The 12443-nt window shown below is 60.8% G+C and carries 13 protein-coding genes and 1 riboswitch; of the genes, 9 read left to right on the top strand and 4 right to left on the bottom strand.

Annotation, left to right across the window (positions count from 1 at the left end):
- Positions 1 to 85 precede the first annotated feature (85 nt).
- Positions 86 to 280: riboswitch (cobalamin riboswitch) on the bottom strand.
- Positions 281 to 472: 192 nt separating this feature from the next.
- Complete coding sequence (locus JVX98_RS30565) at positions 473 to 796, bottom strand: helix-turn-helix transcriptional regulator (RefSeq protein WP_205239596.1); 324 nt, start codon at positions 794 to 796, stop codon at positions 473 to 475.
- Between the two features lie 193 nt (positions 797 to 989).
- On the opposite strand from JVX98_RS30565, the gene JVX98_RS30560 reads away from it, so the two are divergent.
- Entirely contained in the window at positions 990 to 1670 is a 681-nt protein-coding gene (locus tag JVX98_RS30560; protein WP_371826585.1) for a DUF899 domain-containing protein, read from the top strand.
- 199 nt (positions 1671 to 1869) lie between these two features.
- On the top strand, positions 1870 to 3348 hold the full coding sequence (locus tag JVX98_RS30555; RefSeq protein WP_205239594.1) for a hypothetical protein: 1479 nt from the start codon (positions 1870 to 1872) through the stop codon (positions 3346 to 3348).
- A 72-nt stretch (positions 3349 to 3420) separates the two neighbouring features.
- Here JVX98_RS30555 and JVX98_RS30550 read toward each other — a convergent pair whose 3' ends face one another.
- Positions 3421 to 3921 carry a DUF1801 domain-containing protein gene (locus JVX98_RS30550; RefSeq protein ID WP_205239593.1) on the bottom strand — a complete coding sequence of 167 codons (501 nt, stop codon included), beginning with the start codon at positions 3919 to 3921 and terminating at the stop codon, positions 3421 to 3423.
- Positions 3922 to 4143: 222 nt separating this feature from the next.
- On the opposite strand from JVX98_RS30550, the gene JVX98_RS32765 reads away from it, so the two are divergent.
- The 6 genes from JVX98_RS32765 to JVX98_RS30520 all read left to right on the top strand — a co-directional run bounded on the left by JVX98_RS32765 (position 4144) and on the right by JVX98_RS30520 (position 9516).
- Positions 4144 to 4692, top strand: a complete 549-nt coding sequence (locus tag JVX98_RS32765) for a hypothetical protein (RefSeq protein ID WP_371826584.1) — start codon at positions 4144 to 4146, stop codon at positions 4690 to 4692.
- A gap of 682 nt (positions 4693 to 5374) precedes the next feature.
- Positions 5375 to 6463, top strand: a complete 1089-nt coding sequence (locus tag JVX98_RS30540; RefSeq protein WP_205239590.1) for a porin — start codon at positions 5375 to 5377, stop codon at positions 6461 to 6463.
- Positions 6464 to 6660: 197 nt separating this feature from the next.
- Positions 6661 to 7464: a GntR family transcriptional regulator gene (locus tag JVX98_RS30535; RefSeq protein ID WP_205239588.1), complete on the top strand. Its 804-nt coding sequence runs from the start codon at positions 6661 to 6663 to the stop codon at positions 7462 to 7464.
- Positions 7465 to 7639: 175 nt separating this feature from the next.
- Positions 7640 to 8230 (top strand): TetR/AcrR family transcriptional regulator, encoded by a 591-nt coding sequence (locus tag JVX98_RS30530; protein ID WP_205239587.1) that lies wholly within the window; start codon positions 7640 to 7642, stop codon positions 8228 to 8230.
- A gap of 50 nt (positions 8231 to 8280) precedes the next feature.
- The gene (locus JVX98_RS30525; protein WP_205239585.1) at positions 8281 to 8760 is read left to right on the top strand and encodes a Rid family hydrolase; all 480 of its coding nucleotides are present in this window, start codon (positions 8281 to 8283) and stop codon (positions 8758 to 8760) included.
- 126 nt (positions 8761 to 8886) lie between these two features.
- The gene (locus JVX98_RS30520) at positions 8887 to 9516 is read left to right on the top strand and encodes a flavodoxin family protein (protein WP_205239584.1); all 630 of its coding nucleotides are present in this window, start codon (positions 8887 to 8889) and stop codon (positions 9514 to 9516) included.
- 30 nt (positions 9517 to 9546) lie between these two features.
- On the opposite strand, the gene JVX98_RS30515 is transcribed toward JVX98_RS30520, so the two are convergent.
- Together JVX98_RS30515 and JVX98_RS30510 are read right to left on the bottom strand one after the other, a co-directional pair.
- Positions 9547 to 9981 (bottom strand): helix-turn-helix domain-containing protein, encoded by a 435-nt coding sequence (locus JVX98_RS30515; RefSeq protein WP_192449231.1) that lies wholly within the window; start codon positions 9979 to 9981, stop codon positions 9547 to 9549.
- A gap of 116 nt (positions 9982 to 10097) precedes the next feature.
- Entirely contained in the window at positions 10098 to 11000 is a 903-nt protein-coding gene (locus JVX98_RS30510) for a LysR family transcriptional regulator (RefSeq protein WP_205239582.1), read from the bottom strand.
- Between the two features lie 165 nt (positions 11001 to 11165).
- On the opposite strand from JVX98_RS30510, the gene JVX98_RS30505 reads away from it, so the two are divergent.
- Entirely contained in the window at positions 11166 to 12365 is a 1200-nt protein-coding gene (locus JVX98_RS30505) for an MFS transporter (protein WP_205240083.1), read from the top strand.
- Positions 12366 to 12443 lie beyond the last annotated feature (78 nt).

Below are 12443 nucleotides of genomic sequence, written 5' to 3'. Positions count from 1 at the left end.
AACCGATGTTCAAGAGAACATCGACAGCCGGCACTTGTGGCGCGACCAACGACATCGACAACCTCCCCGGACACCCCGCCCGGCTTGTTCAGTTACAGGTGTCGGTAGGTCTCCTGACTGACGGGTCTTGGCTCCCTCTCGGCCTTCCCGGACCATCGCCCAGTGGCATTTTTCGAGAGAGGACTGGCCGCCTACAGTTGCGGGGGCAGTTTCGTTTCGCGGCGAGCCGCGGCGAATTCCCTGTTATTTCCTTTCGGAAACCGACGAGAATTCCCTACTCAACGAACGAGTGGAGCGCAAGCATGAAAGCGGCGCTTTCAAAACCACCTGCCAAGAAAGGTAGAAATTCTTTCGCGTCTCGTAATTTCACTAAATATCACTCCCCTCAAATAGCGAGAACATTGGCGATTGTCGAAAACTATACGCAAATGAATACTGTTTAAGTGATCCTTAATTCACACCATCTTCAGACTTACCCTTCGAGGCCAGTCTTCAGCCGGTCGAGAATGGTCACGACATGGGCGGCATAGTCGCTGATCCAGCGCTCGTGAATGTGCTTGATCGGCAGCGCATTGAGATAGTTCCAGCGCTCGCGTCCTGCCCGCCTGACGATGATCAAGTCGGCGTCCGCCAGCACCTTCAGATGCTGCATCACGGTGCAGCGATCCATGTCGGAAAAGGTCGCGCAGAGCATGCCCGTGGTCTGCGCCTCGCCCTTGAGACGATCGAGCATCGACCGCCTGCGCGGGTGAGCCAATGCCTTGAAAACCAGATCTTCGTCCTGCTCGCTTGACATGTTATGTTTTCACAACATATTGAAACCGGACGCAACGGAGACGGCGCCGATGAGACCGGTTTGCGAGCTTTCGCGAGCACTCCAACCGAGCCTGATGGCTGGATGCCGTCGATCGGAGTTCAGCCTTGCACCGACACCTCAAGCAAACCGCCCAAAAGGGAGATGATTGAGAATGCTGCCTAAGATCGTTTCAATGGATGAGTGGCAAGCCGCACTCGAACAACAGATTGCCAGAGAGAAGGCACTCACCCGCGCACGCGATGAAGTGAGTGCCGAGCGCCGGCGCTTGCCGATGGTCAGGATCGACAAGGACTATTCGTTCGAGGGGCCCGAAGGCACGGTAAGCCTCGCCGACCTCTTCGACGGACGGCGGCAACTGATCGTCTATCACTTCATGTTCGCGCCCGGATGGAAGGCGGGCTGCGACGGCTGCTCCTGGGTCGTGGACGCGATGACCCATCCGGCGCATCTCAACGCACGCGATACGTCCATCGTGCTGATTTCGCGCGCGCCGCTGGAGACGCTGCAGAAATACCAGGCCCGGATGCAGTGGCAGCACCCGGTTTGGTACTCGTCCTTGGCGAGCGACTTCAACCACGACATGGGAGCCACGGTCGCCGATCCGGATGACCCGACAAGAACCAGCGAGCGCCATGGCGTCAGCGTCTTCCTCAGGGACGGCAATCATATCTACCGCACCTATTTCAACGGTGCGCGTGGCGTCGAGTATCTCGGCAGCATGTGGACCTATCTGGATCTGACGCCCTACGGTCGCCAGGAAACATGGGAAGCCTCTCCCGTGGGATGGCCGCAGACAGAACCCTACGTCTGGAACCGGCGGCACGACGAATACGGGACCGAACCGGCCTTCTGATTGTCCGCGGCGGCGAGCATGGAATTGTCGAGCCGCCGTTCCTACGTCTTGTCTGGCCGATCGCCAGACCTGCGTCATTGCCGCGCGCCCCGAACAGGGATCGCGGCAATGGTGAAGTGATGCCGCCGGCCCGGCAGGGAGCGCCGAATGTGGGGATGGATCGCGCTTCTAAGAGGCGCGCCGATGGGGGCGGCAATCGATGGGAAACGAGACGCAAAACCGCAAGGACGGTCCGGCACCGAGCGGCAAGAGGTTTTGGCGGCGACGCGGCGTTCGGATTGCATCGATCACGTTGGCCGCCGTGCTTCTCCTGGTGGTCGCGCCGCTTGCCGTCATTCTCTACCCAACGCTGAAGAGCTATCCCCGGAGCGACTTTCCGGCCGCAGCTTCGCGACTGGAACGCAACAGGCAGGACCTTGCCCATCTGCGGCGCCTGATCGAGGTTGACCGAAGCTTCTCGCCAGCCGCCCAGGCGGCGTTTACGGGCTCCCTTGATGCGATCGAACAACGGGCCGGCGATCTCGACCGCGCCGGTCTGGCGATGGCGGCTGCAAAGGCGGTCGCGCTCGCCGACAATGGGCACACCAGTGTCGTCGGGCTTGTCGGCGGCCACAGTTTCAATGCGGTTCCGATCCGCCTCGGCTGGTTTGCCGAAGGCCTGTTCGTGATCGCAGCGACAGGCGACCAATCGCACCTTCTGGGCGGAGAGATCCTTGAGGTGAATGGACGGACGACGGAGGCCTTTGTCGATGCGCTGCGGCCCCATTTCGGCGGACCCGCCAATCTCGCCAGGGAATTCGTCCCCAATATCGCAATTTCGCCGGAACTCCTCCATGCCGCCGGCCTTGCCGACAGCTCGCAGGAAAGCGCCTATCTCATCCGTCTTAAGGATGGGAACGTCGCGCAGATCCCTCTTCTTGCCACGCCCGGCGCGCCGGAACCGTTAAACGCCCATGTCTGGCCGCGACGCGATTTCAGTCCCCTTTCGCAGACCGGTCGCGACGCCGGGTGGCGGCACGTGCTCGACGACGTCACGCTGCCGGCCTATCTCACGCGCCCCGACGCCAATTTTTGGCACCACTACCCCTTGCCCGATCTGCTCTATGTCCAGATCAACCGCATCAGGGATGCCACGCCGGAGGGCCTGTCGCAGGGGCTCGCCAAGATGCTGGATGAAGCGGAGAAAAAGCCCATACGCAATGCAGTCGTCGATCTGCGGTTCAACAATGGCGGCAACTACGAATTGACCGCCGATTTCTCGCAAAGGCTCCCGGCCATCCTGCCGCCTGACGGACGGCTGTTCGTGCTGACCAGCGCAAACACGTTTTCGGCCGCGATCAGCACGGCGGCGCGCCTGAGGCATTTCGGCGGCACGCGCACAGTTCTTGTCGGCGAGCCGATGGGAGACCGGCTGCAGTTCTGGGGTGAAGGCGGCCGCACGGTTTTGCCGAACTCGAAGATCACTATCCGCTATTCGACGGCCTATCACGACTGGGAGCACGGATGCAGCCTGTCGGGGATCAGGACCTGTTTCCTCTTGAATTACGCCTATGACGTTCCGGCAGGCCCGCTTCAGCCGGACATCCCGCGCTCGACGAGCTTTGCCGACTATGCCGCCGGCACCGACCCTGCAATGACCGCAGTCATGCAGGTCCTCATGGTGGGCCCCGCCGATTGAGGTGCCGCCTGTGGGGAGGCAAGCCACGCCTGGCCATTCCGGGCGGCGGCGGCTTCGCGCTGCGGCGACGCTTTACATTTTTTCGCCCGGTAGCTCGCTGGCTTGTTTGACCCAGTCCAGGAACTGCGCCTCGTCGAGTTCGTCGGCCTCATAGATGTCGAGATAGCGCACATCCGGCTGTTTCGACGTGCCGGGCGGCATGGGGCTGAACTGCGCGCCGCGGAAGAAAGCGACCTTCACGTATTTCGTCATGCAGTGAAAGCCGAGGAACCAGACATCCTTTTCCATGCCATAAAAGGGAGAGTTCCATTTGACCGCCTTTTCGACACCGGGAACGGCCTCAACGATCAGCCGGTCAAGACGCTTGCCCAGATCGCTTTTCCACCCCGGCATCGCAGCGATGTATTGCTGTATTGGCGCGTCTCCATAGCCCTTGGCGATCTGCGGGTTGCCGCCGGTCAGAAGGACGACGCCATCGGCCGACTTTGTCGGCGGCGTCTTGCGTCCGCTCGTTGCCCTTGGCGCACCGGAAGCAGCTTTCGATGCGTTCGTTCCGACTTTCTTCTCAGACATGCGCGGACCTCGACTGTTCCGTCAGTTCATCGCGGGTCGGATCCTCCGACACGGTCACGGAGCCCATACCCGAATGGCTATGCACGACACATAGTCATCCAGCTATGCATCGGTCAAGGATGAACCTTCAGCTTCAGCTGCGTTGCGGACTGCAACTCGATCCGCAAGCCGCTTCGCCAAGTATTGGCAATCGGCACGGCATCTCTCCATCGCCGTAGGGTCATGGCATGCAGAAGGTCGGGATCCCTGCGATCCCGGACATGTGCAGCAGCGGCTCGTAAAGAGCCACCATTCGGGATCTCGAGCGTGCTCTCCATCAACACCTTGACCGCCGGACACCACCTTGATGCCGTCATCCTCAGAGTGCTGAAAGAACGGATTACCGTTGCAACGGCGAACGCGCGCCGACCGGTCGAAGCGCCGGACAAGCTCGTCGACCACCTCCTCGACCAGCACCGCCTCAGCCTGCACTTCCTGAGCCTGCACGTGTTGACGGCCGCATCGCCTCGCCGCGAAGCCCTGCTTCTCGCCATCGATCGACCGGTCTCCCGCAAACATCTCCGACGGCTTCAGGGCATCGTCGGAGGTATCATCGAGAACGGCGTCCGCGACGGCCACTTCAAGGCACAGGATCATCGTCTGTCTGCCGATCTTTTTACGGCGCAAACTAGGCCGATATGGGATCCCATAGCCATCGTCGCGCGCCTGCAGGGATCCGAATGCTACAGCCCCTATGAGCACGCCCGAATGGCCGTAGACCGCCTGGGCTGAAAAGACGGCTTCCGCCCACACGGCTGCGGTTGCAGTCGTGTCCGGGCGTTCGCGCTCCACCAGCACAACGCCTGCCCGATCCCGAAGCTTTCCAATTAGAACCGGCACAACCGTTGCGGAAACCGGACGCCATCTTTCGGGCAGCTCTTGCTGCCTGCCCTCGTCGATCTGCAGCGTCGGGCGATGACCAGAGCCGTCTGCCGCCCGCATGCGCCGCTCCAGCAACGTGCCAAGGCGAGGCGATTCGCGTTGCCGCGGAGCCAAAAGCGAACGCCGCCAGTCGCAGGGATGGACTGGCGGCGTTGACCACTTGGAGATCGCCTTCTTCTCAAGGCAGCGTCCTTCTAACACCGCACGATTTAAAGTCAATACATAAACATAAGAATCTCAATTGCGATTGGAGCCACGGTGAAAGCAAAAGCCCCACCAGCAGAATTCAGTGTCGCGAAACGCTAATATGTAGCAATTTTGCAATATGGATCGATCATGCTGCATATTTGAATTGAGATTATGAATTTTATGAATTCACTTTTGGAAAAATCGTGATACCCGATTGCATGCGCTGGCCAGCCGAAAATCGGGTGGCGCCAACAACCACAGCGCGAAGCAAGCAGGTCGCGGATCCACATCGATGGGGTAATGCGGCCGTCTTGCCTGATCGAACAATGAGAGGGATTTTCCCATGACGATGAAAAGCATACTTTTGGGATCGGCTGCCGCGATCGCGGCGACGTCCAGCGTCCAGGCGGCAGACGCAATCATAGCGGCCGAGCCGGAACCGACGGAATATGTCCGTGTCTGCGACGCATTCGGCACCGGCTTCTTCTACATTCCCGGAACCGAAACCTGCCTGCGCATCGGCGGCTATGTACGCTTCCAGACGAACTTCGGTCCGCGCGAAAGCGCTGGTCGCTGGGAAGGCAAGCAGTCGACTTCCGACTGGGATGCTTTTGCCCGCGCGCAGCTGATCCTCGAGGCGAAGAACGATACGGAATACGGCGCGCTCACCAGCTACATCGCCATTCAGGCCGATACCGACAACGACGCCCACAACAACTTCAAGCTCGACGAAGCCTACATCCAGCTCGCGGGCTTGCGTGCTGGCCACTTCGCCAGCTGGTGGGACAAGGGTCTGAACGGCGAAACCGACATCAGCGGCAACGACACGACCGTCTTCAACTCCATCTCCTACACCTATGACGCCGGCGCGTTCCAGGCAGGTATCGCCATCGACGAGCTCGAAGGCCTAACCTCGAAGAACAACGGGGTTGGCGTCGAAGGCATCGTTTCGGTCTCGCTCGGCAGCGCATCCTTCGACCTGCTCGGCGGTTACGACACCGAGGTGAAGCAGGGCGCCATCCGCGGCCTGGTGTCGGCAGATCTCGGCCCGGGCGTGCTCCAGGGCTTTGCCGTCTGGTCGTCGGACCCGAACTCCTACTGGTCCACGTCCAAGTGGAGCGTTGCGGCCTCCTATCGCCTCAACGTCACTGACAGACTGGCGATCACGCCCGGCGCTCAGTATTTCGGCGATCTGCGCCGGAACGTTCTCTTCAACGCGGCCTGGAGAGGCGCTGCATCGCCCAACGAAAGCTTTGGCAACGGCAATGCGTGGAAGGTCGGCGTCACGGCAGACTACAAGATCACCGAAGGCCTTGATGTCCGTACAACCGTAAATTACGTCAAGGTCGACTACAATAACACCTTCAAGGACAGCAAGTCCAAGAACGACGACTACGTTTCGGGCTTCGTCCGCCTGCAGCGTAGCTTCTAACGGAAGAGAGTAACTAAAGACAATATGCCCGCAATCTGCATCGGTTGCGGGCGTATTTTCGTTGACCTTTCAGCAAAGCTTCCCGTGTTTCGCCCATTCACTCGATCCGAAACCACGCCACCTGGATAGTCTTCCTCCCATCTCGCAATCGGAATCCATCGATACAGTTTGGCGCAATACATCCGACAGCGATTGATTTGCTGCTGCTGAACCATGTAAAGCTTATCGAACGCCTTACGGAAATCGGGTCCCGGATGCCAAAGTTCAACTACCTCTCTCCCGCCTTGCAGAGCGAAGATGCCGCATTGATGCAAAGTACATCCTTGAGTGGCATCGAGGCGAAGATCCACGTTGACCTTTGGAACGCCATCATCGACCGCAAGCTGAAGCCAGGTGTCAAGCTGGAAGAGCTCGTGATGTGTGACATCTACGGGATCAGCCGCACGGTCATGCGCAAGGTTCTGATGATCATGGAACAGGACGGGCTGGTTTTCCTGCCGCCCAACAAGGGCGCCTACGTCGCATCCCCATCGCTGCAATCGGCTTTTGAAATGCTTGAAATGAGCGAGGCGCTGCAGACATTCGTCGTCGAGAAAATCGCGAAGAACCACGCATCCATCGCCGCCTCCCAGTTCGACCGGATCGCGCAACACGCCAAGGCGGAAGAAAAGGCCGAGGCGGCCCATGATTTCCGACTTCTGCGCCGGTTCGACATCGAGTTTGGAAGCCTGCTTTGCCTGGTTCATGGCAACGGGACGCTTGCCAGAGAATGGGAACGAAACGCCTCCTGCCTCGCGCTCGCACTTTCGCTTCACCAGAGCGTGCAACCGGCAGGCAGGCAATCGGATTACTCCAGGCAGATCCTCGCGCGCCTGACAGATGGAGATGCGGCACGCGCACTTGCCCTTGTCCGCGAGCGGATAGGCCAACTGAAAGCGTCGCTGGACACCCAGTCCGATGGAGAGAATGTGAACCTGCGCGAGATCCTGGGCCTGAATTGAGCCCCATGGGGCGAACGCGGCGCCCCCCGCTCGCATCCGCGGCCCCTTCTTGCCATTTGCTCCGATCCTGAATTCTATAATCCTGACTACATAAAATCCGCGCGTCCGCTTGTTTCCCGCGCAGGGCTATTTATATAAATATCACTACATAAATCACTCACGACGGACGAACATCATGGCGATCCGCGGACGACCGCGAAGTTTTGACCGCGATCACGCGCTTCGCCTGATCATGGAAGTGTTTTGGTCGAAGGGCTATGAGGCGACCCAGCTCAACGACCTGACTGCCGCGCTCGGGATCACGCCTCCGAGCTTTTATGCCGCGTTCGGCTCCAAGGACGCAGCCTTTCGCGAGGCGGTCGATCTTTATCTCGAAACCGTCGGTTCGGGCACCCGGCGCGCACTCGATGCCGGTAAGACGGCCCGCGAGGCGATCGCTGCGATGCTATCGGCCAGCATCGACTCGGCTCTCGGCGCTCCGCAATCGGGTGGCTGCCTGCTGATCCTCGGCGTGGTCAATTGCCAGACCGACTCCCTGCCGCTGCGCGACCTTCTCAGACAGATTCGCAAGGAGACCGGACACCAAGTTCTTGTCCGGCTGCGGCGCGGCGTCGCCGAGGGTGATCTGCCGCCATCGGCCGACGTCCAGGGTTTGGCCAGGTACTACGCCACGATCATGCAGGGCCTCTCGATGCAGGCGCGCGACGGCGCCACAAGGGACGAATTGCAGGCCCTCATCGCCCCATCGATGGTCGCGCTCTCATAGCGGACGCCCCTAAGACGCGCACCCCACAAACAATCCTGAAAGAGAAAACCATGAAGGATCAAAACATCGTCACCATTCACACACATGCGACAACAACAGGCCAGGTCGTCGTGCCTGCCGTGCTCAAGGACGATGTCGATCAATTCCACTACGCTCCGGCGCGGCGCGCCGGAGACTTTGTTTTTCTGTCGGGCATTGTCGCCTGCAACCGGCAGCCGACGCCGATGGATGCCGAGCAGTTCCGCGCCGAACTGCGCCATGTGTTCACGCTCATGGCGCAACTGTTGGGAGCGTCTCAGGCGGGTCTTGGCGATGTTGTGGAATTGCAGATGTTCCATGTGTTCGGCAGCGATCGGCTGGCGCTCGACAAGGGCGGTCAGCTCGCCACGATCGCCGAGGTCCGGGACGAATTTTTCCCGGCGCCCTACCCGGCATGTGTCGAACTGGCCGTCGCGGAACTGAACCCGGAGGGCGGCTTGGTGGAAATCAAGGCGACCGCCTTTGCCCCGCTTTCACGCGGAACCGAATAGCGGAAGAGCCCGCGACATAGGCACCCCAAGGTGCGTACTTGTAAGGCGGCCCCTGCGCCCGATACGCCTGCAGCAAAGCCCTGGAGTTTCACTTTCCAGCTTACCCGTTGTTTGAGGATGATATCGATGAAGGCAATGGTTCTCTGCTCCAGCCCGCGACGCGACGGAAACTCGGCGACAATGGCGAATGCCGTGGCCGAAGGCCTACTGGAAGCTGGCCACGAGGTCGAGACGGTGCACGCCGACGACATCCTGTCAGCGCTGCTTCGAGACTGTCGCCAGTGTCGCATGCCCGATGGCGAGTGCGGGATCGACGACGGTTTCCGGCGGGCGTTCTTCGGTTCCTACCTACCCGCTGACGGCTTCATCGCCGCAAGCCCGATCTACTGGTATGGCGTCTCTGCGCAGTTGAAGGCTTTCTTCGATCGAATGTTCTGCTACGTCGCTGCGTCGCATCCGCAATCGGCGTCCGTGGTCGCGCAGATGACCGGAAAACGGATCGGTCTCGTCCTCAGCTCGGAAGAGACCTACCCCACCGTTTCGTCCGGTCCGCAGCATCAGTTCCAGGAATTCAGCCGCTACACGCGCTCGACCTTCGTTGGCGTGGTGCACGGCCATGGCAACGCACGCAGCGACATACACCGCGATCCAAGCGACCCGATCGCGCGGGCGCGCCTCTTCGGCCGGACCTTCTTCAGCGCTCACACCTCCGACTACCAGATCGACACGCCGCGATCGGGCCGCGTGTGGGCATGAGCCGCCTTCGCGGCGCGCAATATCCTTCCGCTACGGCAAGCGAATCTTGCGCCGTCTGGCTGCCTTTGCCTCGCTCGCGGCCGTATCGTATTTTTCCCTGAAGCGGTCCAGCTCCGGAAAGTTCCGCTCCGCCCATCGGTCGAGGTTGATCAGCGTTTCGCTGAGAGACAGGCCAACCGCGCTCAGGCTGTATTCCACATGCGGCGGGTTCGTCTGCTGATCGTGACGCTGCACCAACCCGTTGCGCTCGAGGTCCTTCAGCGTCTGGGTCAGCATCTTCTGCGAAATGCCCTCGACCTTGCGCAGCAACGCGCCATTGCGCATCGGACCCGCCGCAAGCGCAGACATGATGAGGATCGCCCATTTCGTCGATATCAGTTCGAGCGCGTGCCTGGCCGAGCAGGAAGCGTCGAACACGTCGGGATGGCTTGCAGACGAAGCGCCGGCTTGCGGGGGCAGTTTCATCATCACCTCAAGGACATGCCGCTGCGGCGGCCGCTTTTCACGCCTCACAGGTAGTGTGCGCGATTGCAGCTCACAAGTTGCGAGCCGCAAAGCCGAAGGCAGGACGGCGTCCGGGGTTATGCCCAGGGCGCACCGGCCGCCCATTCCGCCCGAATGGCCTCGATGAAAAGGCGGACTTTTGGAGAAACATGTTTTCGCGTCGGATAGACGACGCAAACCGGCGGCTCGTCGCGCTCGAATTCTTCGAGTAAGGGCACAAGCCTGCCTTCCCTGATGTCGCGGCCCACCAGGAATGCACCCAGTTGCGCAACACCCATTCCGGCGAGGCAAGCATCGCGAATGGCTTCGGTGTTTCCGAGGCGCAAGTTTCCCTGAACACCGACGTCCCGGTCTTCGCCGCCCACCTTGTAGTGCCACGGCACTGGTCCGCTTGCGTGCTTGAAGCCGATCCTGTCGTGGCGCGTCAGCTCGTCGATCGTGCGCGGCGTTCCGCGTTGCCGCAAATAGTCAGGCGCGGCGCAGGTTATGAGCCGATGCGAGGCCAGGACCCGCCGCACGAGGCGACTGTCGGTCGGCCCGCCGATACGAACGGCAACGTCGATGCCGTCGCCGACGATGTCGCGATACTCATCCGAAAACGAGACCTCCGCGTCCACCTCGGGCCAGCGGTTCAGGAAGCGCTGGAGAACGGGCAGGATATGCAGCCTGCCGAGGGCGATCGGCACGTCGATGCGAAGGCGCCCTGTTGGCGCCTGGTGCCGTTGTGCCAAGGCGGACTCCGCGTCGTCCACTTCCGACAGGATCCTGATCGCATGCTCGTAGAACAGCCGGCCCTCCTCGGTGAGGCTGACGCTGCGCGTTGTCCTATGAATGAGCCGCGTCACCATATTGTCTTCAAGACGCGCGACGCATTTGCCGACCGCCGAACGAGAAAGACCGAGCCGCTCGGCCGCCAAGGTGAAGCTCTGGTCGTCGGCGACACGAACAAAGGCGCGCACATCGCCGAGATGGTCCAGCATCGCAAGATCCTATTGGGGACAAATCGTCCCTTTTGTTTCCACAGTACGACAGTTTATCCAACTTTCGGAAACAGTAAACAATGCCTCGCAACGTCCCCGCAACGGGACACAGGATGGGCGCGGCGCCACATCGCGGCCCGCCCCCCGAATGAAAGAGGCAAGCGAATGAAACTCCAGGAAGAAACCGACGGTCTGCAATCAAAGGGAGGCACAAAGAGGGAAAGTTGGCTGCCGGTCTATGCCTCCGGCCTGGCAACCTTCTGCGTCGTGACGACCGAGATGCTGCCCGTCGGATTGATGACGCCGATCGCACACGATCTTCGAACGTCGATGGGGACCGCCGGCCTGACGCTCTCGCTGCCGGCACTGCTTGCCGCACTCTTTGCGCCGACCGTGGTGCTCGTGGCCGGCAGGATCGACAGAAGGCGCATCCTGACCACGCTTCTGCTGCTGCTCGTTGTTGCGAACATCGTTTCAGCGCTCGCCAACACCATCGGCCTGCTTCTGGCGGCGCGCATCCTTGTCGGCTTTTGCATGGGCGGCATCTGGGCCGTTGCCGGCGGCCTTGCGCCACGGCTGGTGCCGAGCCGGTCCGTTGGCGTCGCGACGGCAATCATTTTTGGTGGCGTTGCAGCAGCTTCGGTTCTTGGCGTTCCGGTCGGAGCCATGATCGGTGATGCGGCGGGCTGGCGCTTCGCGTTTGCCGCGATGGCGGTCTTTTGTGGGATCGTGCTCGTGGTCAATCTCTGTGCATTGCCTGCTCTGCCTGTCCATCAGTCCGTCCGGCTCGGCCAGTTCAGCAATCAGCTCTCGAACTGCCGGATCCAACTTGGCCTGGCCATCACGTTCCTGTTCGTTGCAGGGCATTTCATGGCCTACACCTTCATACGTCCGCTTCTGGAAGTTGTTTCAGGCATCGGCACAGAATGGGTCGGGCTCATGCTGTTTGCCTATGGAGCAGCCGGGATCGGCGGAAACTTTGTTGCCGGCCCTGTCGCCGCCAGGCGCACCGGCGCGACCTTGCTGTGCATTGCCACAGCTCTTGCCGCCGTCCTCTTCGGTTTTGCCCTCTTCGGACACTCGCCTCTTGGCGGTATCATCGTCCTCATCTTGTGGGGCATCGCCTATGGTGGCGTCTCGGTCTCCTTGCAAACCTGGATGATGAAGTCGGCACCCTCCGACGTCGAAGTCGCAACGGCGCTGTTCGTCGCGATCTTCAACATCGCCATTGCCGTCGGATCCTTTGCCGGTGGGCGCATTGTCGATCAGTTCGATCTCGGCACCAACCTGCTCCTGGCGGGCATCCTGCCGTCCCTCGGGATTCTGCTCGTGTTCAAAGCGTGTCCTGCCGCGGGCCAAGGCTGATTGACCATCGGAGGCTTGGCGAGCGGATCGCATTCTTTCCACTGGGTGGACCGGGGCGGCTGTCGTCCCGGCTCCAGC

This window comes from Ensifer sp. PDNC004 (assembly GCF_016919405.1).
Classification (GTDB): domain Bacteria; phylum Pseudomonadota; class Alphaproteobacteria; order Rhizobiales; family Rhizobiaceae; genus Ensifer.
Note: the sequence above shows the minus strand (reverse complement) of the source record. Positions and strands in the feature narration are given on the sequence as shown.

What these genes read in the sequence shown, in the direction of transcription:
- JVX98_RS30565 (WP_205239596.1), bottom strand. Translation starts at nt 796, where the DNA reads ATGTCAAGCGAGCAGGACGAAGATCTGGTTTTCAAGGCATTGGCTCAC.
- JVX98_RS30525 (WP_205239585.1), top strand. Translation starts at nt 8,281, where the DNA reads ATGAAGGATCAAAACATCGTCACCATTCACACACATGCGACAACAACA.
- JVX98_RS30550 (WP_205239593.1), bottom strand. Translation starts at nt 3,921, where the DNA reads ATGTCTGAGAAGAAAGTCGGAACGAACGCATCGAAAGCTGCTTCCGGT.
- JVX98_RS30540 (WP_205239590.1), top strand. Translation starts at nt 5,375, where the DNA reads ATGACGATGAAAAGCATACTTTTGGGATCGGCTGCCGCGATCGCGGCG.
- JVX98_RS30560 (WP_371826585.1), top strand. Translation starts at nt 990, where the DNA reads ATGGATGAGTGGCAAGCCGCACTCGAACAACAGATTGCCAGAGAGAAG.
- JVX98_RS30515 (WP_192449231.1), bottom strand. Translation starts at nt 9,981, where the DNA reads ATGAAACTGCCCCCGCAAGCCGGCGCTTCGTCTGCAAGCCATCCCGAC.
- JVX98_RS30555 (WP_205239594.1), top strand. Translation starts at nt 1,870, where the DNA reads ATGGGAAACGAGACGCAAAACCGCAAGGACGGTCCGGCACCGAGCGGC.
- JVX98_RS30505 (WP_205240083.1), top strand. Translation starts at nt 11,166, where the DNA reads ATGAAACTCCAGGAAGAAACCGACGGTCTGCAATCAAAGGGAGGCACA.
- JVX98_RS30510 (WP_205239582.1), bottom strand. Translation starts at nt 11,000, where the DNA reads ATGCTGGACCATCTCGGCGATGTGCGCGCCTTTGTTCGTGTCGCCGAC.
- JVX98_RS30520 (WP_205239584.1), top strand. Translation starts at nt 8,887, where the DNA reads ATGAAGGCAATGGTTCTCTGCTCCAGCCCGCGACGCGACGGAAACTCG.
- JVX98_RS32765 (WP_371826584.1), top strand. Translation starts at nt 4,144, where the DNA reads ATGGCATGCAGAAGGTCGGGATCCCTGCGATCCCGGACATGTGCAGCA.
- JVX98_RS30530 (WP_205239587.1), top strand. Translation starts at nt 7,640, where the DNA reads ATGGCGATCCGCGGACGACCGCGAAGTTTTGACCGCGATCACGCGCTT.